A 22,538-nucleotide genomic window follows, 5' to 3' on the forward strand; every position below is an offset into this window, starting at 1 on the left:
CTATAATGCAGGCGTACAGGCAGATCCGACACTCGACAGAATCTGCATTTACTGCCACGCCCCGCATCATACCATAACGACCGCAGAAGCACAGGCTGCCGGAGTAGACTACTACCCACTCTGGAACCACGATCTCTCCACGATCGCGAGCTACACCCCATACTCCAACACGTATGACGGCACCATCCCGAACAGTATCCAGCACCAGCTGAACGCTGTGCAGGCCGGCTTGGGACAGCCGGGCAGCATTTCTAAGCTCTGCCTGAGCTGCCATGACGCATCCACGGCGGTCAGCAGCTACGGCCATTTTGAGAACGGCGCCGCATCTTCTCAGCACACCGGCAATGTGATGATCACCGCAACTCTCAATGGCAGGTTTGGCATCGGTGTGGGTGGCAATCTCCAGAACCACCACCCGATAGGGTTCGATTACGTCGCGGTTTCATTGATGGACGACGAGATCAAGGATGTGACTTCCACGCTCCTTGGCAACAACCCTTACGGCCTCACGATTAACGACCTTCTCTGGAACAACAAGATGGAATGTTCTTCGTGTCACGACGTTCATAACACGAAAAACACCGGTCTGAAGTTCCTCTGGGTCGAGGACACGAACAGTAACCTCTGTTTCAGCTGCCACAAGAAGTAATCTTCACGACGCACGGAAAAGGGGGATGGGAAACCACCCCCTTTTCCTGTGCTTCCGACAGGTTAATCCGCTGCCCCTGCCCAAGAGACATTCCTTTTCTTCAAGTCTTGAAGACTCGCTGGAAGTTCACCGTTAATCGCAGACATTTGCGCAGGAATGAGGGAAGGACGAGTGTCAGAGGAGATGCCGGGGAAAGACTGATCCTATTAACCGCGAAGTCACACGGTTATCTGAATTCCGGAGGGAGGCTCTCGAGTCTCCATCCTCTTATTCCCTTCTCGTCAACGTACATCCATCTCTGGGTATCTCGCAACGTCTTCATCGTGTAAGAAAAAACGCTGTAGTAGTCGATCTCAACCTCTGCAGTAGCCTGCCGCTTTTCCGCGTTATAATTCTCACCGACAATGCGGAAATCGGTCACCCTCACATCCCTTGCCGCCGCCGCCCTCGCCCTGAACTCTTCGTGAATTGCGTCCGCAGCATAGGAACTCGCCTTGTCCCATTCGTGCCAGCGCAGTGCCTGATTATATGCGTTCAGACTGTCATCAAAGTCTACACGGGTCAGATAGGCGCTGCATGCGGTAAGAACCACCGCGGCAAGAAACAAGAGTAAAAGGTTCTTCATTCTCTCCCCAGATAAAAATCTCCTCCATTTACATGATACCAGAAATCAAGGCGATTATTTCAGCCAGGCGATACATCGTTGCCAGAGAGATGGATGACGCCCCCGTTCCATAAGGTCACCAAATGAATCTTCAGGGCGTTGCTGCCGGTGGCCCGGGGACCGTCAATATTCCTTGTCATCCTCTCCGGCATTGGAACCTCTAACTTGTGCTATAATGGTTCATGAAAATCATGATCCTCGCTTTGATCCTCGTCTTGCCCGCGCTGGCCTACGCCGAACCGTCCATACAATTTGAGGACCCGAGTCACGACTTCGGGGAGGTGCAGCAGGGTCTGCAACTGGAGCATACCTTCGAATTTGAGAATACGGGCACAGAGGACCTCATCATAAGCAGGGTGCTCCCGTCCTGAGGGTGTACGGCCGCGGTGGTTAGTTCAAACCACCTGAAACCGGGCGAGAAGGGCAGGATAACGGTAAAAGTCGACACGGCTGGAAGAAGCGGGATTCTCGTAAAGACTGCCGGTGTCCTGAGCAACGACCCCCAAAAACCGAAGGTCACCCTGACCCTGAAAGCGAATATACAGGAACCCGTGCCTCCCGCCCCGATACCGCAGAGATAGACGGGCCGGATATTTTCTCCTTCGGGCTCAGCTCTGGAACAGCCCCGCCTGTCCTTCGGGGGAATCCGAACGGAGGATCGCAGACATCTTCAGAATGAATTCCTTGTCGACGAGCAGGGTCCCGTCGTTTGTGAGCATGAGAATCACTTCAAAATTCTTGATGATCCTGCCGACATTCTTCAGACACCCTGCGATGAGGACCACCTTCATATCACTCTTATCGAGGATGCCCAATATCCTTGCATACTGCTCCGGGCTCCTCCCGTATATCTCATCTATGAGGAGGATCGCTCCGGTTCCCGAGACAGACTGAAAATCAAAGGCGAGCAGCTCTTTCTCGTCGGCGATGATGTGCATGCCCCGCTTCAGAGACTTGATATAGGCGATATATTTATCATACCCCTTTGGCCTCGGCTTGCCCGCAAAGTCGACGGGGTTTCCGACATAATAGATGTTGTCTGCGTCCCGAAGGGCCTCGATCGTATGGATGATCTTTCCGACCCCCACCTCGCCGCTGATTACAACGCTGCCGGCACTCTCGATGATCTCCCGAATCTCCTCGACGATCGCTTCCGTACTGTCGGCATGGACGTCGGCTCTCTTGGACGCTTTCATACCCTTTCCACCTCCGGAGCCATATCCCTATTCTAATATTTCCGTGAACTTTTTCATAGGAGAACTACGGACATAATCCACCCAGCCCATCCCGGGGCATCACTTCGTCTTATACAGCCTGAGGGAGTTGCCGACAACGATGAGCGAACTTATCGCCATGCAGGCTGCCGATATTATGGGATGTATCTTGCCCGAGACCGCCAGCGGGACGGCGACGAGATTGTAGGAAAACGCCCAGAACAGGTTCTGCCTTATGAGGGAGAACGTCCTCTTCGAAACAGCAAGTAACGTTATGACCGACCTCAAGTCGTTTCGCAGCAATACGACATCAGCGCTCTCCATGGCGATATCCGTTGCGCTGCCGATCGCAACCCCCGCGTCGGCCTCGACGAGAGCCGGTGCGTCGTTGATGCCGTCCCCGACCATGAGCACCCTCTGGCCCGCTTCCCGCAACAGTCTGACTTTGTCCGCCTTCTGAACAGGCGTCGCCTCGGCATCCATGATGGAGATCCCCGCTTTCCTGCCGATCTCCTCGGCAACAGCATTGCGGTCGCCGGTGAGGAGACCGACACCGCATCCGAGCTGTCTCAGTCTTTCAACGACCTCTGGCACCTCAGGCCTCAGGTCATTCGAGAGTACGAGCCACCCCCTGAGAACCGCTCCCTCAGCAAATCCCGTTATCGTGTCGCCACCTGATGAAAGGGCTGCGAAGTCTTCCATCTGTGTATCGCTCATAACCACGCCTGACGATTGCAGGAAAGAGGGGTTCCCAGCCAGCAGACGTCTTCCGTTCATCAGTCCCTCGATGCCTTTTCCCGGGTGCGTCGTGGATGACTCGATACGATAGAGATCTTCATCCCTCATCCCCTTACGGAGGGCGTGTGCAATCGGATGGACCGAGCCCCTCTCGAGGGATGCCGCCAAGATATGAAGTTCCCCTCTGCTTATTCCATAGGTGGCCAGGTTCATTAAGGAAGGAATCCCGGCAGTCAATGTGCCGGTCTTGTCAAAGGAGACAAAATTCGTCCGCGCAACGGTCTCGATGGAATCGCCCCCCTTGACAAGTACGCCCCGGGACGACAGGATCGTCGTAGAGATGAGGATCGCGAGGGGTGTGGCGAGACCGAGCGCACAGGGACAGGCTATGACGAGAACCGATACGGCGTAGACGAGAGAGACCGAAAGGAGATGGGTCCTGAGAAACCAGAAACCAAAGGTCATTCCGGCGACAAGAAAAATGGCCGGTACAAACCAGCCAGCGACGATGTCAGCCAGCTTCTGGATCGGGGCCTTCCGAGCCTGTGCGTCCTCCACGGCCCGGATGATCCCGCTGAGCAGCGTGTCGCTTCCGACCTTTTTCACCTCGAGAACGAGACTCCCCGTGAGGTTCATCGTCCCTCCGAATACGGCGGAACTCTCTGTCTTCCTCACAGGCACGGACTCGCCCGTCAGCATCGATTCATCCGCTTCTGAGTGGCCGCCTAGTACGACGCAATCGACCGGGATTCTTTCACCGGCGATAACCTCAATCCTGTCTCCCACCTTAAGGGTCGACACGGGGACACTCTCTGAAAAGGGTTCGCCCGAATCCGACTGTCTCATGATTCTCGCCTCTTTCGGCTGGAGACTGATAAGAGACGATATCGCCCCGATCGCCTTCACCTTTGCACCTGTCTCGAGAAATCTGCCGAGGAGTATGAGGGTGATGATCATGGCTGCGGTGTCGAAATAAACCTCGCCTCCGGTAAAGATCGCGAAGACGCTGTATGCATAGGCACTGAAAGAGCCGATGAAGATGAGCGCGTCCATAGTAAAGGCGCGGTTCCCTATGCCCTTCACCGAGTTTCTTAGAAAGGGATATCCGCAATAGAAGATCACGGGAGTGGTGAAGGCCCATGAGATGAGTTCGAACATCTTCCGGTAGAGAGGGTCGATCCCTTCAAAATACCCTGCATAAAGTGCGGTGGTATAGAGCATGAGTTGCATCGACAAAAAGGAAGCGGTACCGAACCTGATGAGCAGGTCTCTCTTCTCTCCCTTCAAGGCTTCCTCGATCGCAGATCCGGAATAGGGCCGCGGCGCATATCCAAGGGATGCGATTTTTTTTAGTATCGTAGCAAGACTGATCCTGTCGGTAAGCCACGCTATTCTTGCCCTGTGCGTGGCATAATTAACCATGACAGACAGAATCCCGTCGCACTTCATGAGAAAATGCTCGATGAGCCATATGCAGGAGGCGCAGCGGATACCGGTGAGATTCAGGTCTAACGCCGCTTTATTCCCTTCTGTTCTGAGGGCGGCCTCGAACAGATCCGTCGAGACATCCCCTTCCTCGGGAGGACCAGGGGTCCATCCGTTCCTTCTCTCATAAAACGCGTCGAGACCCTCATCATGGATCAGGCGGTATATCCCCCGGCAGCCGTTGCAGCAGAAGACCCTTTGGACACCCTTCACTTCATCATGAATTGCTTGCCCTTCCGAGAATGTCAGAAGGCAATGGTCACACTTCAAGGTGGCCATCTCTTAACTCCGTTCCACCAGGTCCAGAAACGTTACACGCCGGTCCAGCTGATGTCTCATCGGAGGGCCCGGTAAACAAAGAGCGATCCCGCGAGAATCAGCATAATGGCAGCTCCTTTATAGAGGGTATTTCTCAACCGCTCCGCCCGCGCCGAGACAAGCCGTCCGAACAGAAAGAGCGCGGGAGAAGTTCCGAGTCCGAAGAGAAAGAGCAGCGACATGCCGCGAAGAAAGCCTCCTGCCCCGCTTCCCGCCTCTGCTCCTGCGCCTGCAGCCGCGATGAGGGCGGTATAGAGGAGACCGCACGGAAGGAAACCGAGCACGAGGCCCATAGGAAAGTATGCCCCGACTGTCTTTATGCCCGATATGAACCGCACGATTCCGGCAATGCTGCCGGTGAACAGGTTCGCCCTCCCGAGCCTTGTCGGGAACGGCAGCCATCCGCCCGCAGCGAGTCCCATCATGACCATCAGCACCCCAACGGCAGCGAGGGTGATATTCTGGATACGTTCGATAGATCTGACGACACCGGAGAAGGAGCCTGTTAATCCCATGATTCCCCCAAGAATGCTGTATGTCGTGACCCTCCCGAGGGTGTAGAGGAGATGGGGCATGAAGGCCCCTAGCCTTCCCGTCATGCCCTCTTGCGGGGCGGCAGATCCTCCCAGGGGTAACGAGTATGCGGCGACAACGGGACCGCACATGCCGATGCAATGGCCGAACCCTCCCAGGAGACCAGAGACAAAAATCAGGACATAGAGAGAATCAGTGGGTAACATGAAAGAGAAACTCAACCCTGCCGAGATCCGGTATCTCGAGGGTCCCTCTCCAGAGACTCCTGCCGCTCGGGCATCTCGGTATTACTCCCCGTCCCGCGTATTTCCCTTCGGCGGTCCTTTTCAAAATAACACGGTTCTTTCCCATATACATTCCCGGCATCCCGAGATCGAGAGTTATTCCTTCAGCCTCCTGATGCTTCCTTGTGTCCAAGGAGGAAGGAGCGGGGAGAAGGGTTACAAGAAAAGTGAGTTCTTCCATCGCCCTCACCGGCGTAGGGTCTATAGCGAAGATGACCGTCTTCTCTCCCACAGTTCTTGAACATCGACCCCTGTCGATTTCGCAATCGTCCGGAGATTGACCTTCCCTGATCGCGGAGAAAAGAGGGATCGCCGTCGCCACTGCGCTGAACAGAAGAACGAACAAAACCACTATCCTTTTCTGATAGGATCGGTTCATCATCTCCACCTCTCACCCCGGCCCCTTTTCCGCGAATATCTTTTCATCGAAAACAGCTCTTTTCCCTCCGGAGGCGACACGGATCTTCATCTCCCAGTGTCCGAAGAGCGGCAATCGCACGTCTGCATTATATATCCCGCCGGGCTGTTCATCTGCACGGTAAGTCTTGTCATACGCGCTCGTCGAAGGCCTGCTCACCGTAATCGATACGTCCGCAGCGGAAAGAGGCTTCCCTTCCCTATCGGATATCAGGAGGAGAAGATCATTGTCGCCGGTTCTGAAGCCTTTTGTTCTCACCTCGACCTTCCACCCCAGAGACGCCTTCTCCTTTTCGAGCGAATCCCATGCAAGCCCCGTTTCATAGGGCTTCTCGACCACAATCCCCTCGAAGCTCCTCATCCCGACAACGATCACGCCAATGACTGAAGCGAGACCGAAGATGGTCACGATGATGATCGCAGCTTTCACTTATGCCCCGGGATTCTGAAGTTCGCTTTTCTGGACAGTTTCATTGTATCATCTCCCACCGGGACAAGGGATATCTCGATCTCCTTTGTCCCGGCATTCTTGCCGAGGTTTGCGTCCGAGACATATGTCGTTATCCGTCGATGATCCCCTGCCTTGAGAACAAGCCTCTCGGGAGTTATCTTCATGCCGTTCCCTGCCGCAGAAACCCGGATCGAGAGATCGAGATCGCGCCTTCCCCTGTTTTCCACGGACAAGAGATAGGAATTCAGCGTGCCGCCATTCTCATTCATCCTCGGAGTGAAGTCATAATTGGGAAGGACGGTCATATCCAGCGCTCTTCTGGAAGAAGACAGGTAGAGTAAAGAGACGAGGGCGACCGCGGTCAGAGAGCCGATCAGGAGAACGTTTCCTCTCAGTATCCTTCCGGTCTCCCCTGGAAACCCCCAGAAATACCCGATGAGGGATTTCCTCTCCTTTCGTGTCATAATCTTCGTGCATTGATCCAGGCATTCAGCACAGTTGATACACGCCGCATTCATGCCTTGCCGGATATCGATTCCGACTGGACAGGTCTTCACGCAGGCCATGCAATTGACGCATTCGTCCTTCCTCCCCGGGTCAAAGGCGATGAGAAGGGTTCCTGAATCATAGAGCACGCTCTGAAGCCGGGCGTAGGGGCAGACCGTTGAGCAGAAATGGTGCCGGAGGAAGGCGAAATTCAGAAAAAGAATCATGGTGAGGACGATCCAGAAGCCCGAGATGGTCCGACCGAGGTCCTGAGAGAAAAGCCTGCCGATAAACTCGTAGGGAGAGACGAAGTACCAGATGAGGTTCGCTCCGATGATGATGCTGATGCCGAGTATCGCTCCGTACGCCAGCGCTCTGTGAGCCGCTCCTTTTTTGTCCGCCCTGTCGAGGAAGCGGGTAAAATCGACGATGACGGTCTGAGGGCAGAGCCATCCGCACCATATCCTTCCGAAGAGGATCGTTGTCAGGATAACGAGAAATGTAAAGAAGATCAGTGCGATAAGCACGATGAAGAACTCTTCCATCCAGATACTGACGCCGAGGACATGGAGCCTCAGGGTAGGAATATCGAACCGCAGGGCGCTCTCGCCATCTATCTTCAGGAAAGGCAGGCCGAGGATTACGAGCCCCTGGAGCACCTCGATGAGGCGCCTCCAGGGCTGTATCCCTTTACTCATCATCATCGAGCATCTTGTATTTCGGTTCTTCCACCTTCTTCTTTCTCTTCTTCGAATAATAAAAGCCGATGATGATGCCGAAGAGTATGACAAGAGTTACGCCGAAAACGATATATGCGATTGCGAGCGAGTTCATGCTATCTTCTACCGTCCTCCCTCTTGACCAGGCTCTGGTTGTCCCGTCACGCGGCCGGGACGCAAACGCCCCCTATCGTTTTCCCCGCGCACTGAAAAAGACGACGAGAATCCCGACTGCCGCCGCGGTCGTGAAGCCTATCGTCGCGATGATTGACAAATCCATGAATAACCTCCGCCCTATCTTATTTCTTGAGAGACTCCTCGTACGCCTTCTGCTGTGTCCATCCGCTGATCGAGGGAGAATAGGCGGCAAAATAATAGATACCCCAGAGGATGAGCCCCCAGAAGAGTATCAGCCAGCCGATGGGGATCTTCCTTTTCGCGTCCACGCCCTCCTCGACGAGAAACTCCTTGAGTTCATCTAATTCCTCATGTCCTGCCATCGCTCCCTCCTATTTTCCCTGTAGAGACCTGATATAGGCGATCAGGGACCATATCTTGTTCTTATCCAGTGAGGACCCGAAAGGCGGCATCCCGCCTTTTGCCTTTCTCCCCGCGATCTCCGCTCCGGGTTGCGTTCCCTGCGATATGATGCCGAAGAGGACACCGTCGCTCACGTCGCCTTCCTGATAAAGCCAGACATTGTCGACGAGGCTAGGCCCGATGCCGCCTTTGCCGTCAGCGCCGTGGCAGACCGCGCAGTTCGCGCCAAAAATCGCCTTCCCGTCGGCTATCGCCTTCGGGTCTCCGGCGAGGGGGTTCTTCTCCGCGGCTTCCGCAGCCAGAGGGGCCGCCTGCTTGGCAACTGCGATGCCGATCACCTGCATGTAGGCGACGAGGGCTGCCAGCTCTGTCTTTCCTTCGAGCGCCTTGATGTCTTCGGGAGTGTAAGGAAATCCGAGGGCAGCCATATGAGACTCGATTTCCCGCGGATCCACTTTGCGGTCCTTAAGCCATCCATAGGCTGGCATGTTCGATTCGGCAAAGAAGGCCTGGGGGCTCTCGAAGTGGCCGTAGTGCCATTCGTCGGGATACTTGCCGCCGATCCTCGCGAGATCGGGTCCCGTCCTCTTCGATCCCCAGAGAAAGGGATGGTCGTAAGCGAATTCGCCCGCCTTCGAGTAATCGCCGTATCGCATCACCTCCGTCTTCAACGGACGTACGGTCTGGGTATGACAGTTGTTGCACCCTTCACGCTGGTAAATGTCCCGGCCTGCAAGCTGGATGGGCGTATAGGGTTTCAGGTTTTCGAGCTTCGGATGCATCTGGGAAGTGAGCATCGGCGCGAACATCGTGACGACCGTTCCGACGAGGATCGCCACGGTCGCGAGCACCGCAAAGAGGACCGGGCTTGTATGGAGCTTATGATGGAAGTCGCTTGCCATGGTCCACCCCCTATGCCTTCGCCGCGGCAAGGGACTTGCCCCTGCGCATTGTCATGTAGACATTGTAGATGAAGAAGAGCATCCCGACCGTGAATATGACGCCGGCTACCGACCGTAGTTTCCAGAATGGATAGTTCCTCACGAGAGTCTCCATGAAGGTATACTTCAGGCTTCCGTCCGGATTCACCGCCTTCCATAAGACCCCCTGCTGAATGCCGGTAATCCACATCGTGATAGAGAAGATGAGCTGCCCGATCAGGACGAGCCAGAAGTGAATGTTCGCTATCTTGACACTGTATATCTCGGTGTTGTAGATCTTCGGTATGATGTAGTAGATCGAGGCAGCGACGGTCATCGTGACCCACCCCATCGTCCCCATATGCACATGTCCCGGTACCCAGTCGGTGTAATGGATGAGCTGACTGACGACCCTCAGCCCCTGAGTGGGCCCTTGAACGGTCTGGAGACCGTAAAAGGTGATCCCGAGGAGAAAGAACTTCGTAAGGTAGTTCGTCCTCGTCTTTTCCCAGTCGGAGCCGACTGTATAATAGCCGTTCACCACAGACCCCCATGATGGGGCGATGAGAAATACGGTAAAGACGATGGCGAGCGTCTGTATCCAGTCCGGAAGAGGCGTATAAACGAGGTGGTGCGCGCCGGTCCAGAGGTATGCGAAGACAAGCGACCAGAAGGCGATAATCGAGAGCCTGTGGCTGAATATCGGGATGCCCGTCGCCTTCGGCAGAAAATAATAAAACATCGCGAGGATCGGCGTGGTGAAGACAAATCCGACGGCGTTGTGGCCATACCACCACTCGACATTCGCGCTGTTCACTCCCGCGAAGAGATGGTAGGACTTGAAGAGCCCCGCAGGGATCGAGAGGTTGTTCACGATATAGAGCACCGCCACGGCGATGACGGTGGCGATGACGTACCAGAGCGAGACGTACATCTGCTCTTCCTTCCGCTTGATTATCGAGGCGAAGACATTCACCGCGAACATCACCCAGAGTATCACGACGCCGATGTCGAGCGGCCATTCCAATTCCGCGTATTCGTTCGACTGGTTCATTCCCGCGAAGAGGCTCAGGGCCGCGAGCGCGATCGCCACATTGAAGAGATAGAGTTGAAACCGCGCGAGCTTCGGGAAGACAAGGGGTCTTCTTGTAAGACGCATCACGATGTAATAGGAGATGCCGAATATCGCGCCGACCCCCAGTCCGAAGGCGAGCCCGTTCGTATGGACGACCCTCAGCCTCCCATAGGTGAGGAAAGGCGGGAAGTTCAGCTCGGGCCTCCAGAGCTGCACGGAGATGAGGAGCCCTATGAGGATGCCGACGACACCCCAGAAGATGGAGGAGACGATGAAACCGCTGACCGTCTGATTATCGTACTGATAATCACTCATGTCGATACCTCCTCAAGAAAAAAGTATTGCAAACTCCGACGGAGTCAGGGACGAAATCACGAAGCACCGTAATCAAGATAAACGTAATCCCATTTTCTCGTTTTGTCAAGCGAAAAGTTTAGGTTTCTTTATAATTCTATCAAAAAGCGGACAAAATGCAACCTTCGCAGGGGCGCCCATCTCCCGTCCGGCACATGCCGGATATCCCGTGATGGCAGAGGGCGAAGTCATATTTCAGGGGGTCCTCGGCATCGAAGGCCTTCAGGGAATCGGTAATCTCGACCGCAGCCCTCCAGTCCGCGGACTTCCTCCCGGTGAGGCCGAGACATCGTCCGATCCTAGCGATATGCGTGTCAAGCGGGATCACGAGTTTACTCTTCGGTATACCCTTCCAGATACCAAAGTCGATGTCCCTGTCCCGTATCATCCAGCGAAGAAAGAGGCTCATCCTCTTGCACGCGCTGCCTCCTGCCGGAGAAGGGAAAAACTGTGCCAGACCGGGCGGGTGGACGTTCTTCCCGTAGACGGCTGCCGTGTCGATAGACAGCATCTCTCCGACGAGTCCGGCAAGCGCCTTTCCTGTATTCTGATCTTCGCGGTTATAATGCGCCTTGAATGCCCGTTCGAATGAAGCGTGTCTTTCGAGAAGTCTATGAGTGATAAAGAGGAGGCAGACGATGTCCCTGGACTCATTGAAACGGTATTTAAACCCAAAGAGCCTTCCCTGCCGCTTCACATCAAAATTCATGAGAAATGAATAGGGACTTTTACCCATAATCGTTAGGATCCTCTCTACCACCGGTTTAAAGAGATCGACCCTCCCGTAGGCGAGGCAGGAGGCTATAAAAGCCGAGACCTCTCTGTCCTTCCGGTCCTTGTAGCGGTGGGGGAATTCGATGGGGTCATGCTTCAGCCGGTTGTCAAAGTCGAAGTCATCGTAAAATTTGTCAAGAACATGCTTAAGAGATTTCATCGTCGGCGTGTCTGCTTTGAGATTTGTTCGCCCTTCCCCGGGTCTTACCACAGAATACAAAACTACTTTTTGTCTATGATATCACACAAGGTTGGTTCATTGTCATAGAAGAAGCGCATTGTTGATGCATCAAGTCTATTGTGATATAGTTTCAATCAGATCCAGCGAAAAATGAGCTTGCCCCTACGCCTCAATATTGTCATGTAACAAAGGAGAACTATGAAAGACACATTAAAGCCCGGAATCGAATCGGAATTTACGTTTCATATCCCGGAGTCGAAAACCGTTCCGGCATTGTACCCCGAATCAACAGAATTTCAGGAGATGCCGGAAGTATTTGCAACCGGGTTCATGGTGGGTTTTCTTGAATGGGCGTGCATTAAGGCGATAAATCCTCACCTTGACTGGCCGAGTGAACAGACTGTCGGCACGCATATCGATGTGAGTCATATAGCTGCGACTCCACCGGGTTTTGAAGTAACTGCAAAGGTGAAACTCATCGAGGTCGACGGCCGGAGGTTATTATTCGAAGTAGAGGCGCACGACGGCGTAGAACTCATCTCAAAGGGAAGGCACGAGCGATTTATAATCAAGAAAGAGAAATTCGATTCAAAGATGAAAGAAAAAATCACGAAAAAAAGTTCATAACATGCAATTGTCAAAATTTGTGTTTACATATGTTGAAACAGAACTTATGACTAGCACTTTCATATGGACCCCATGTCCCTTTCTTCTGTGCTGGTCTGAGCAGTTCACCGACGACTCAACAGAGTCATCTCTTATATTAGATTCTCGGTTTCCGATCCAAAGCCGTCTTCTTCTGGATAGTTATGAGGGTGCGGGTTTATGTCGAAATCACCAGATTTGAAACAACAATTGGTAATGGGAAAGGGTGCCTCTCGTCGATCTCAAAGAACGCTCTATAACCAAGAAAATACTACCAAGAAAATACTATTTGACAAGCCCCTCTAATTCATGATAAAAGAATTACAAAGTACTCTCTCTATCAATCACACATAGAAATTTTCATGTGTGAAAATGCGTACGTAACAAAATAGCAGCATAGTCATGAGACTGCTTAAAAAAGAGAGACGGAAGAAGGACGACATATGCGGAAGGAGGGAACTTATGAAACGATATGCATGGCTTCTATTCCTTGTTCTAGCCTTTTTCTTAGCTTCCTCGGCAGTTGCCCAACCTAACCCGGAGCGTAACGCGTACTTCGGAGAGACCCATCAGCACACCAGTTGGTCGGTGGATGCCTGGCTCTTTGGCAACCACATCACCGGGCCAGCCGATGCGTTGCACTACGCCCAAGGACAGACGATCAAACACCCGCTGGGCTATGACATCAAGATCGAGACGCCGCTCGACTTCATGGGGGTGACCGATCACTCGGAATACGTTGGGATTACGAAGGCTGCCAACACTCCCGGTTCGGCCGTAAGCAAGCTGCCCGAAGCTCAGGGACTGATCCTCAAGGACCCCAAAAACCCGCAGGACGTCCTGAAGGTATTCATGTATCTCGTGTCCTTGGTGAACAAGCCGCCCATTAAGGCATTCATGACCCCGGAGGTGGCAGGCTCGATCTGGAAGGAAAACGTCAAGATCGCCGAGGAGAACAACCACCCTGGAAAGTTCACGGCTTTCTGCTCGTACGAGTACACCTCTCAGGTCAATTTCCGCAATCTGCACCGCAATATCTTCTTCCGCGATTGCGCGAAGGTGCCGGAGATGCCGTACTCGATGCTCGATTCGTGGCACCCGGAAGATCTCTGGGCCTGGATGGACACTCAGCGCAAAGCGGGCAACGAATTGCTGGCGATTTCGCACAATGCAAATCTCAGTGACGGCTGGATGTACCCTACCGACATGGACAGCTTCGGTCGGCCGATCGACGCGGCATGGGCTGCCACACGCGACCGCAACGAGCGACTGGTCGAGATCAAGCAGATTAAAGGGCAGTCGGAGACCCACCCGCTTCTCTCGCCCAACGACGAGTTCGCCAATTACGAGATCATGAGCTTCCTGATCGGACTTCCGGACACTTCCGGTCGCATTCCGCACATCGTCGGCAGCTATGCCCGGCAGGCGCTCAAGGACGGCCTGACGATGCAGGACACGAGGGGTTACAACCCGTACAAGTTCGGGATCGTCAGCGGCTCCGATTCGCACAACACCGGTACGCCTTATCGCCAGAACAATTTCTACGGCGGCCACGGCATCAATGACGGCACGATTGAGACACGCATGTCGGGACACCTCTTCACCGGGATGGATGTGCGGTTAGAAAATCCCGCCGGCGTGACCGGCGTGTGGGCGGAAGAGAACACGCGGGCCTCGCTCTGGGATGCCATGTACCGCAAGGAGACTTTCGGCACGAGCGGCCCCCACATCAAGGTGCGCTTCTTCGGCGGGTGGGACTATAACGCGGCCACGATGAAGGGCAAGGGCTGGGTCAAGGCGGCCTATAACCGTGGCGTTCCAATGGGTGGCGACCTGCCGCCAGCCAAGGCGAAGGCGCCGAGCTTCGTGGTGTGGGCGGTGAAGGATCCGACCTCCGGGAATCTGGATCGTATTCAGATCGTGAAGGGCTGGACGAAGAACGGCCAGAGCTTCGAGAAAATCTTCGATGTGGTCTGGTCGGGAAACCGGAAAATCAATCGTGCCGGTGTACTGCCACCGATCCAGAGCACTGTAGACATCGACAAAGCTACCTACAGTAACACAGTGGGCTCGACTGAACTGAAGACGGTCTGGACTGATCCGGAATTCGATGCCAGCCTGCATACGTTCTACTATGCCCGCGTACTCGAAATCCCGACGCCGCGCTGGAGCACGATTCAGGCGAGGCAGATCGGCATCGCGCCCCCAGACAACGTCTCGGCCACCGTGCAAGAGCGGGCATGGAGCTCGCCGATCTGGTACACGCCCAGCTCTGAAGCGCGCAAGGCCGCCGCTCCGGGTCTGAGGGTCGCCGATCTGACAGCGAAGGGTGCTCTCGCGCTCAACGACGAACAGCTGAAGGAGCTGCTCGTCGGCAAGTCCGTCTGGTTCAGCAACACGGTCACCAGCGAGGTATTCAAGGCCAACTACGACGTCGACGGAAACATGATCATCATGCACGTGGGCCACGGTGCGAAGCTCCCGAGTGCGGTGGGCACTCTTGCGAAGAACAGCTATAAGATCGTGCCGACGCCGTATTCGATCAAGAGCGGTAAGATCGTCACAATGATCGCCAATACACCATTTGAGGTGGCGGTATTCAAGATGGGCGACAAGTATTACGGCGCGCGGAGCAACGAATTCGGCTACGCCAACTACGAGATTCTCGCCAAGGGACCGGCCAACCTCGTCAAGCTGGGCAAGGGTGAATACGATAAGGAAAGCCAGGACTCGTTCCTACATACAAAAACAGAGGAGTAATCTGGAGTTTCACTTCAATAGTCCGATGTGCGCATCGTCCCCGCGAAATCGGGAACGATGCAGTGGCACACGAATCAGACCCTTTGGGCTGATCGAACAGCCGTGGTTGGGGAACGCTTTGACGCTGCTCACATTATTGGTGGCCTGTGCGCTCTCTCCAGCCGCCTGGTCCTGTGCATTCGACGATCTTTCAGACGCCGAAATCGCTCGGGAGGCAATCTACATGGTTTATCCCGGCTCTGCTATGGTGAGCAGTGCGGTGTGGCATGCGCAGATGGAAGGTGTGCTGGAGCGCAACGCGTCGGCCGCAATCACGGACTCGCCTCACGCCGCGATACTGGCAAGGGCTGGTGCGGCCCTTACGCAACTCAAGGCTCGTCTTGCCTTGTTGGAGCCGATGCCTCCGAGACAGGGGCTGGCAGTCGCGCTGCTTGATTCGGCCCTCTGGACCCGGTACGAGTTGCACGACGGGGAGTTGCAGATGACCGTTGACGTGGACGGCCCGGCGCTTGGCGATGTAGTTTTGGTGAGCGAATATGCAGCGATTGAGGCGCTGGCGGCGGGGTCGATGAATTTTGCCGAAGCGCGTAAACTCGGAGTGCTGCGGCTGTACGGTGACGCCCGCGCCAAGGCAAGGATTCAGCACTGGCTGATGTCTATCTTATGAAGCGTGTATTGCGTGAACCGCTTATTCATTTTCTACTGCTCGGCACTTTGCTATTCCTCATCTATCACTATGTGCAGCCAGACCGCGGGGCGGCTCCATCATCGAAGCAGATCCAGCTCACTCTCGACGAGGCGGCGCAGCTCGTCCTGGTGTTCCAGTCGCAGTGGCGGCGCGAGCCGACGCCGGAGGAATTCACCCGGATGGTCGAGGGCAAGGTTCAGCAGGAGGTCCTCTACCGCGAGGCACTGGCGATGGGACTCGACAAAAACGACGAGATCGTCAGGCGCCGGATGGCTCAGAAGATGCAGTTCCTTGCCGAGGACGTAGCCGCTGCCCATGAGCCAACCAGAGCAGAACTGAAAGCCTGGTATGAGAGGAACAGCGACAAGTTCGCCCAGCCCAGCCGCGTCAGCTTCCGTCATCTTTATTTTTCTCCTGACCGACGCGGCGAGCGCGCCCGCACCGACGCAGAACGAACGCTGAAGCAGCTTGCCGGTCAGCCACAGGAATCAAAGCTCGCCAAGTCTCTCGCCGATCCTTTCATGTTCCAGGACTACTATCGCGACCGGGCGCCGGAATTCCTCGGCAAGGAATTTGGGCCTCAGTTCGCGCAAGCCGTCGAGAAACTGTCGTCAGGTTCGTGGCAGGGGCCGATAGAATCCGGCTTCGGCTGGCACCTCGTGTTTGTCGATACCATAATTCCCGGGCGCGTGCCGGCATTCGAGGAGATCGAACCGGACGTGAAGACCGCTTGGCTGGGAGAGCAGAAGGCCCTTGCCTGGGCAAAGGCGTACAGGGACATGCGCGCCAAGTACACCGTGCTCCTGCCTGCTCCTCCCGACAAGGGATCGGCTCACGCCGCCGTTGCTCCTCCGGGGAAGCAGACGCCTGCTTCATCGAGCGAGGTCGTCCCGCAGTGAGCGGCGCGCAGAAGCATTTCGGTCGACTTTGTGCGGCTCTGCTGCTCGCGATACTTTGTGCGGCCCCGGCAGTGCGAGCACACGAGGCACGGCCCGCTTATCTTGAAATCAAAGAAACTGAGTCCGGTCGATTCAGTGTGCTATGGCGCACCCCTGTCCTATCGGGGATGCGCCTGCCGGTTATGCTGAAGATTCCGGGCAGTGTGCAGAACCTCAAGGAGCCGATAGTACAGGAACTGGCGGATTCTCTGGTTGAGCGCCGCTGGATCGACGCAGGTCCGAATGGGCTGGCTGGCAAGCGCATCGAGTTCGTCGGACTTCAGCTGACGATCACCGATGTGCTCATTCGCGTAGAGATGCTGGATGGCAGAAAGTGGACAACCATCGCCCGCCCGTCACAGCCGTGGGTCGAGGTTGCGGCTTCGCAAACCCGGTTAGGCGTGGCGAGCACCTATATCGTGCAGGGCATCCGCCATATTCTCTTCGGCGCCGACCACATGCTCTTCGTGCTGGGGCTCCTGCTGATCGTGTCTGACCGCTGGATGCTTCTGAAGACGGTCACCGCATTCACAATAGCGCACAGCATCACGCTTGCCGTCGCAACGCTCGGATACGCGGAGGTACCGGTGCTCCCGTTGAATGCCGCGATTGCGCTGAGCATCCTCTTCCTCGGGCCGGAGATTATTCGCTCTTGGCGAGGGGAAACGAGCTTCACGATTCGCCATCCCTGGGTGGTTGCGTTTGCTTTCGGGCTGCTCCACGGTTTTGGCTTCGCCAGTGCGCTGACCAGCGCGGGGCTGCCACGGCATGAGTTGCCCCTAGCCCTTGTCAGCTTCAATGTCGGCGTAGAACTCGGACAACTCGGTTTCGTCGGACTGATTCTGGCGCTGGAGCATTCCTTCAGAATCCTCGAAGTCCGTTGGCCGCGATGGGCACAGGCCCTTCCGGGATACACCGTCGGTTCCCTGGGAGCATTTTGGACAGTGCAGCGCGTTATATTGCTTTTTGGGGCAATGAGATGAGAATAACACGGCAGTACAAATGGGCACTGGGCATGGCTGTGCTGGCGATGCTCCGGGCAGAGTCGGCATTCGCGCACGCACAACAGGGCCAGGCCGCTGGTTTCCTGACAGGCTTAGGTCATCCGCTTTCAGGGCTGGATCACGTTCTGGCAATGGTAGCTGTCGGCCTGTGGGGCGCACAACTCGGCAGCCCGTTCATCTGGCTATTGCCGGTGGCGTTTCCTCTGGTGATGGCGATGGGCGGAATGCTCGGTTTCATGGGCATCTCTCTACCCGGCATTGAATACGGGATCGCTGCGTCGGCTATCCTGCTTGGTGCGGCCGTGATGTTCGAGGTCCGCCCGCCCCTTGCAGTGGCCGCGATCCTAGTTGGCTTCTTCGCCATTTTCCATGGACACGCCCACGGGAACGAACTCCCGATGGGCCAGAGCGCTTTGCTCTACAGCATGGGTTTCGTTATCGCGACAGGCTGTTTGCACGCCACAGGGATCGGCATCGGCACGATCCACCGATGGCGATGGGGCCAGACTTTGCTGCGCGTTGCCGGTGCTGTGGTCGCGGCGGGTGGAGTCTTCTTTATGTGGAAGGCATTCCCATGAAGCATCTGTCTGTCTTCCGGCTATCGATTTCAGCAACGATAGCGTTCGCCGTCCCACTGTGCCCCACGCCCGCTTTGGCACACCTGAATTCGACCGGCATGGGGCCGATCTATGACGGGTTGACGCACTTCCTCATGAGCCCCGAAGATGTTGTACCGGTGCTCGCGCTTGCGCTGTTGGCCGGATTGCGCGGCGCCAGCTATGGCCGCAGAGCTCTGTTCGTAGTCCCGATCGCGTGGCTGTTGGGCGGTCTTCTCGGCTTAAGGGCATCGGCAACGAATGACAACGTCATCCTGTCATCGATCTGGTTTCTGCTTCTGGGGGGATTGCTGGCGGCCGACGCGAAACTCTCGTTGCGTGTGACCACCGTTCTGGCTGCGCTGCTCGGTCTCTATCATGGATACTTGAATGGAAGTGGGATGGGCGCATCCGGATACGTTGCTGCAGCTCTCCTCGGGCTGGTCTTCGCGGTGTTTGTGGTGGTTGCGCTCCCTGCCGCGTTCGTGGTTCGCTTACGCGTCGCATGGGCTCGAATCGCCGTGCGCGTGGCGGGGAGCTGGATCGCCGCCAGCGGGTTGCTGTTATTGAGCTGGGCCACGAGAAGAGGCTGAACTGTAAGGATGAAAACCCCAAATAAAGTCCTGTAATGTTTTTGAGTCCTTTCGAAGCTGCGGGCATCGCACCGTTTCTCAATAAGTTCCTCAATCAAGCGGTTCTTCACATGATAGGTATTATTGAGTACTACACGAAGTCTTCATTGGTAGGATTTCTGTAGACCAGTTATTTCCATAAGTAACGTTAGGACTATGGCGGGACAGCTACAGGTTCGGTTACAGTATCCTGATTTTACATTTGTCTTATCAAAAAGGAGGATTAATAACAGTAATCGTGACTGCATGAGCTGATGCTCAGTTTCAAGAGGATCGCGAGAATAACTCGCCGAATTTTGGGCCATGCGCAATTCGATATTTCTGTGTACGCCTAAGAAACGATCCCGAAGACGATCTCACGTTCGTCCATGTCTACCCTGTCAACTCTAACCCTCACTTCTTTTCCTATCTTAAAAGTCTTCCCCGTGTTTCTTCCGGAGAGTGAGACCGATCTCTCGTTATAGGAATAAAAGTCATCCGTCATGTAAGAGACATGGATAAACCCCTCGACATAGAAGTCTTTCAGTCTCACCTTGAAGCCGTAGGGCGTGACGCTCACGACCTTGCCCTCATACTCCTCGCCCACCCTCTCCTTCATGAACCAGACCCTCATCGCGTTGATCACTTCCCTCTCGACTTCATCGGCGAGGCGTTCCATCCTCGACGAATGAAGGGCGATATCAGGAAGCATGGACCCCAGCTCCTTCACCCTCTTGTCCGAGAAGCGCTTCTTCATCAGAACCTCTCTCAGTATCCTGTGGACTACGAGATCGGGATACCTCCGTATCGGTGATGTAAAGTGCGTATAGCATCGGGAGGCAAGACCGAAATGTCCGACATTGACCGGAGAATAGCGCGCCTGTTTTAGGCTCCTCAAGACCATATAGTTTATAATCTCTTCGTCAGGAGCCCCTTTAATGGCACTCAATAGCCGAGAGAAGTCCCCGGGCTTGAGAGTCTTCTTCCTCACCCGTACCGCCAGTTTTACGACTTTCATGATATCTTCGAGTTTCATCGGGTCCGGTTCTTCGTGAATCCTGTAGATACTCGGAATGCCAAGCGCCTCCAGGTGCTCGGCCACAGCCTCGTTGGCGGCTATCATGAACTCCTCGATGAGCATATGCGCGAGGTTTCTTTCCGCCTTAAGTATCGCCTCGGGATTCCCCTGCAGATCGAGGAGGACCTCCGGCTCAGGGAGGTCGAAATCGAGGCTTCCCCTCTCAAGTCTCCGTCCCCTCAGAATGCCGCAGAGCTCGTTCATCATCTCGAAGTCCGGCAGGAGATATTCGTATTTTTCCCGTTCGGCGCGGTCCTGGTCGACGAGTATCTTCTTAACAGACGTATAGGTCATCCTCTCATCACTTATGATGAGGCTCGGGTAGAATTTCGCATTCACCCTTTCCCCTTCCCGGCTGAAATCCATCTCAGCGGTAAAGGCATACCTCTCGACCTTCGGTTTCAGACTGCAGAGGTCCTCTGAAAGCTCCTTGGGCAGCATCGGGATGACCCTGTCGGGAAAATAAACGCTCGTTCCGCGCTTCCTCGCCTCGTCGTCTACGACCGTGTTCCAGCCGACGTAATGGCCCACATCCGCGATATGCACCCAGAGTCTGTAGCCATGTTCGGTGAGATTTATCGAGACGGCGTCGTCAAAATCTTTTGCCCTTTCGCCGTCGATCGTAACGGTCGGGAGACTTCTCAGATCCTTCCTCTTCTCCAAAGAATATTCAGAGGCTTTCTCCCTAAATGATTTTGTCTCGTCGAGAACGGTCTTCGGGAAGCGGCGTGAAAGGTTGAATTCATCGATGATGGATTCCATCTCGGATATCGGGTCTTCCGGCTTCTCGAGTATCTTGACGATCCTGCCCGACGGCGGCCTCTTATCGGTCGGATAGTTGACCACTTCGGCAATAACGGTGTCGCCGTGCTTCGCACCTCCCCTGTCTGCGGGCGACACGTAGAGGTCGAAGGTGATGTTCTTTTTCTTCGGCCTCACATACGATGCGGTTTTCGTAATGTCGAGTCTTCCCACGACCCGCGCAGTCGCCCTCTCAAGGATCCTTACTATCTTTCCTTCGCGCCTCAGCCAGTTTTCGACCCTGACGATGACCCTGTCGTTATCCATCGCGCCGGAGGTCGAGCGGGCAGGAACGAAGACATCCCGCTCATCCGGTTTTTCGAGAATGACAAAGCCGTAGCCGTCTCTGTGGGCCTCAAAATATCCCGTGAGGAGATGCATGTCCTCGGCCGGTCCGTAGAGGCCTCTGCGGGTCATCACGATGGCGCCCTCCCGCATCATCCGCCTGAGGAGACGCTTCAATGCCCTCGCCTCAGCATGGCTGAGTCCCATCGAGGATACGATCTCTCTGAAACCGACGGGTTTCCGAGTCTTTTCGCGGAAGAAGGAAAGGATAGAATCTCTCGTGACCATGGTACTGTCTCTATTCTATGACAACGGCCCGGGAATGACAATCACAGCAAGGCATCACGAAGGACGAAACATCGTCAAAGTCGATTGAATAAAGGACAAATGAGAGACAGGAAAACAGCCGTCGGTGCGGCAGGTCAGTCAGCCTTTCCGGCAATGCTCTCGATCAATTCTCTGAGTTTTGCTTTCTGCTCGTCATTCAGATCGACGAACATGATCCCCATGCCGATTCCCTGCTGACAATACTTGACCTCCGCCTTGACCGTTATCTTCTCCTCTTTGATCGGAATAGAGACCTCTATGACATCGCCCTGCACGAAATACTGAATCGCCGACACAAAAAGACCGCCTTCACTGATATCAGTACTGGTACACGACTTCTGACCATCTATGAGCATATCCTCTCTAAAAGGAACTCTCTCGTGTTTTCTCCGTATTTTATATTCCCGTGGATCCATGAATGTTATTATACCAGACGCCGGGCATCCTTTCGGTAGACTCTTCAAAGCAGAGAATATCCTGGCGTATCGCTCAGCCCCGTATGCGTCCCCGCTTAATCGCATCGGCAACCCTCACGACCTTTGAGATCTCTTTTACGTCATGAACCCTCACAATGTCGGCGCCGTTAAGGATGGAGATAGCCACCGCCGCTGCGGTTCCTTCGATGCGGTCTGAGGCCGGTGCGTCTCCGAGTATCTTCCCGATGAAGGCCTTTCTCGATGGGCCGACAAGGATCGGCCTCTGTAACCCGGTAAACTCCTGAAGGTTCTTCAATATCTCGAGATTCTCGTCGAATGTCTTACCGAAGCCGATCCCCGGGTCGAGGATGATCCTCTCCTCCTTCACCCCTGCACCCATTGCGAGGCGAATGCCGGCCCTGAGGTAGTCGATGATTTCCGGAATGAGCGCTTCATACACAGGGTTCTTTTGCATATCCCTCGGGGTACCCTTTATATGCATGATCACTACCGGAACCTCATGCCTGGCCACGACCTTCGGCATCTCTGCGTCGAATCTTAATCCACTGATGTCATTCACCATGGA

The 22,538-nt window shown here is 55.0% G+C and carries 24 protein-coding genes; 9 read left to right on the forward strand and 15 right to left on the reverse strand.

Annotation, left to right across the window (positions count from 1 at the left end; genetic code table 11):
- A partial coding sequence (locus VEI96_02295) for a cytochrome c3 family protein (GenBank protein HXX56815.1) occupies positions 1-649 on the forward strand: 649 nt, incomplete at its 5' end.
- A gap of 226 nt (positions 650-875) precedes the next feature.
- Here the strand turns inward: VEI96_02295 and VEI96_02300 are convergent.
- Positions 876-1,274, reverse strand: coding sequence for a hypothetical protein (locus VEI96_02300; protein HXX56816.1), 399 nt, complete (start codon positions 1,272-1,274; stop codon positions 876-878).
- Positions 1,275-1,504: 230 nt separating this feature from the next.
- Here VEI96_02300 and VEI96_02305 point away from each other — a divergent pair, with 230 nt between their 5' ends.
- Positions 1,505-1,894: a DUF1573 domain-containing protein gene (locus tag VEI96_02305; GenBank protein ID HXX56817.1), complete on the forward strand. Its 390-nt coding sequence runs from the start codon at positions 1,505-1,507 to the stop codon at positions 1,892-1,894.
- Positions 1,895-1,921: 27 nt separating this feature from the next.
- Here VEI96_02305 and VEI96_02310 read toward each other — a convergent pair whose 3' ends face one another.
- From VEI96_02310 to VEI96_02360, 11 genes are all read right to left on the reverse strand, one after another.
- On the reverse strand, positions 1,922-2,509 hold the full coding sequence (locus tag VEI96_02310; GenBank protein ID HXX56818.1) for a hypothetical protein: 588 nt from the start codon (positions 2,507-2,509) through the stop codon (positions 1,922-1,924).
- Positions 2,510-2,608: 99 nt separating this feature from the next.
- Positions 2,609-5,029, reverse strand: coding sequence for a heavy metal translocating P-type ATPase (locus VEI96_02315; GenBank protein ID HXX56819.1), 2,421 nt, complete (start codon positions 5,027-5,029; stop codon positions 2,609-2,611).
- 56 nt (positions 5,030-5,085) lie between these two features.
- The gene (locus VEI96_02320) at positions 5,086-5,808 is read right to left on the reverse strand and encodes a sulfite exporter TauE/SafE family protein (GenBank protein ID HXX56820.1); all 723 of its coding nucleotides are present in this window, start codon (positions 5,806-5,808) and stop codon (positions 5,086-5,088) included.
- The gene (locus VEI96_02325) at positions 5,795-6,268 is read right to left on the reverse strand and encodes a hypothetical protein (GenBank protein ID HXX56821.1); all 474 of its coding nucleotides are present in this window, start codon (positions 6,266-6,268) and stop codon (positions 5,795-5,797) included. The genes VEI96_02320 and VEI96_02325 overlap by 14 nt, the downstream gene beginning before the upstream one ends.
- A gap of 9 nt (positions 6,269-6,277) precedes the next feature.
- The gene (locus tag VEI96_02330) at positions 6,278-6,733 is read right to left on the reverse strand and encodes a FixH family protein (GenBank protein ID HXX56822.1); all 456 of its coding nucleotides are present in this window, start codon (positions 6,731-6,733) and stop codon (positions 6,278-6,280) included.
- A complete protein-coding gene (locus VEI96_02335; GenBank protein ID HXX56823.1) occupies positions 6,730-7,944 on the reverse strand; it encodes a 4Fe-4S dicluster domain-containing protein in 1,215 nt (404 codons plus the stop codon). The genes VEI96_02330 and VEI96_02335 overlap by 4 nt, the downstream gene beginning before the upstream one ends.
- Positions 7,931-8,074 (reverse strand): CcoQ/FixQ family Cbb3-type cytochrome c oxidase assembly chaperone, encoded by a 144-nt coding sequence (locus VEI96_02340; GenBank protein HXX56824.1) that lies wholly within the window; start codon positions 8,072-8,074, stop codon positions 7,931-7,933. The genes VEI96_02335 and VEI96_02340 overlap by 14 nt, the downstream gene beginning before the upstream one ends.
- 184 nt (positions 8,075-8,258) lie before the next feature.
- Entirely contained in the window at positions 8,259-8,459 is a 201-nt protein-coding gene (locus tag VEI96_02345; protein HXX56825.1) for a cbb3-type cytochrome c oxidase N-terminal domain-containing protein, read from the reverse strand.
- A gap of 9 nt (positions 8,460-8,468) precedes the next feature.
- Positions 8,469-9,401 (reverse strand): cbb3-type cytochrome c oxidase subunit II, encoded by a 933-nt coding sequence (locus tag VEI96_02350; GenBank protein HXX56826.1) that lies wholly within the window; start codon positions 9,399-9,401, stop codon positions 8,469-8,471.
- A 10-nt stretch (positions 9,402-9,411) separates the two neighbouring features.
- Positions 9,412-10,809, reverse strand: coding sequence for a cbb3-type cytochrome c oxidase subunit I (locus VEI96_02355; protein HXX56827.1), 1,398 nt, complete (start codon positions 10,807-10,809; stop codon positions 9,412-9,414).
- Positions 10,810-10,948: 139 nt separating this feature from the next.
- Entirely contained in the window at positions 10,949-11,782 is an 834-nt protein-coding gene (locus VEI96_02360; protein ID HXX56828.1) for a TIGR02757 family protein, read from the reverse strand.
- Between the two features lie 219 nt (positions 11,783-12,001).
- Here VEI96_02360 and VEI96_02365 point away from each other — a divergent pair, with 219 nt between their 5' ends.
- The 7 genes from VEI96_02365 to VEI96_02395 all read left to right on the forward strand — a co-directional run bounded on the left by VEI96_02365 (position 12,002) and on the right by VEI96_02395 (position 19,027).
- Positions 12,002-12,430, forward strand: coding sequence for a thioesterase family protein (locus tag VEI96_02365; protein HXX56829.1), 429 nt, complete (start codon positions 12,002-12,004; stop codon positions 12,428-12,430).
- A 480-nt stretch (positions 12,431-12,910) separates the two neighbouring features.
- Positions 12,911-15,208: a DUF3604 domain-containing protein gene (locus VEI96_02370; protein ID HXX56830.1), complete on the forward strand. Its 2,298-nt coding sequence runs from the start codon at positions 12,911-12,913 to the stop codon at positions 15,206-15,208.
- Positions 15,209-15,326: 118 nt separating this feature from the next.
- Complete coding sequence (locus VEI96_02375; GenBank protein HXX56831.1) at positions 15,327-15,875, forward strand: hypothetical protein; 549 nt, start codon at positions 15,327-15,329, stop codon at positions 15,873-15,875.
- Positions 15,872-16,795 (forward strand): peptidylprolyl isomerase, encoded by a 924-nt coding sequence (locus tag VEI96_02380; GenBank protein HXX56832.1) that lies wholly within the window; start codon positions 15,872-15,874, stop codon positions 16,793-16,795. Before VEI96_02375 ends, VEI96_02380 begins: the two co-directional genes overlap by 4 nt.
- A 182-nt stretch (positions 16,796-16,977) precedes the next feature.
- Positions 16,978-17,817, forward strand: coding sequence for a HupE/UreJ family protein (locus VEI96_02385; GenBank protein ID HXX56833.1), 840 nt, complete (start codon positions 16,978-16,980; stop codon positions 17,815-17,817).
- A 32-nt stretch (positions 17,818-17,849) separates the two neighbouring features.
- Positions 17,850-18,416, forward strand: a complete 567-nt coding sequence (locus tag VEI96_02390; protein HXX56834.1) for a HupE/UreJ family protein — start codon at positions 17,850-17,852, stop codon at positions 18,414-18,416.
- Complete coding sequence (locus tag VEI96_02395; protein ID HXX56835.1) at positions 18,413-19,027, forward strand: HupE/UreJ family protein; 615 nt, start codon at positions 18,413-18,415, stop codon at positions 19,025-19,027. The genes VEI96_02390 and VEI96_02395 overlap by 4 nt, the downstream gene beginning before the upstream one ends.
- 370 nt (positions 19,028-19,397) lie before the next feature.
- On the opposite strand, the gene rnr is transcribed toward VEI96_02395, so the two are convergent.
- The 3 genes from rnr to folP form a co-directional block, all read right to left on the reverse strand.
- The gene (gene rnr / locus VEI96_02400; GenBank protein HXX56836.1) at positions 19,398-21,497 is read right to left on the reverse strand and encodes a ribonuclease R; all 2,100 of its coding nucleotides are present in this window, start codon (positions 21,495-21,497) and stop codon (positions 19,398-19,400) included.
- Positions 21,498-21,631: 134 nt separating this feature from the next.
- Entirely contained in the window at positions 21,632-21,952 is a 321-nt protein-coding gene (locus VEI96_02405; GenBank protein HXX56837.1) for a PilZ domain-containing protein, read from the reverse strand.
- Between the two features lie 73 nt (positions 21,953-22,025).
- On the reverse strand, positions 22,026-22,538 hold a 513-nt coding region (gene folP, locus VEI96_02410), incomplete at its 5' end, for a dihydropteroate synthase (GenBank protein HXX56838.1).

The organism is Thermodesulfovibrionales bacterium (genome assembly GCA_035622735.1).
In the GTDB taxonomy this organism is placed as follows: domain Bacteria; phylum Nitrospirota; class Thermodesulfovibrionia; order Thermodesulfovibrionales; family UBA9159; genus DASPUT01.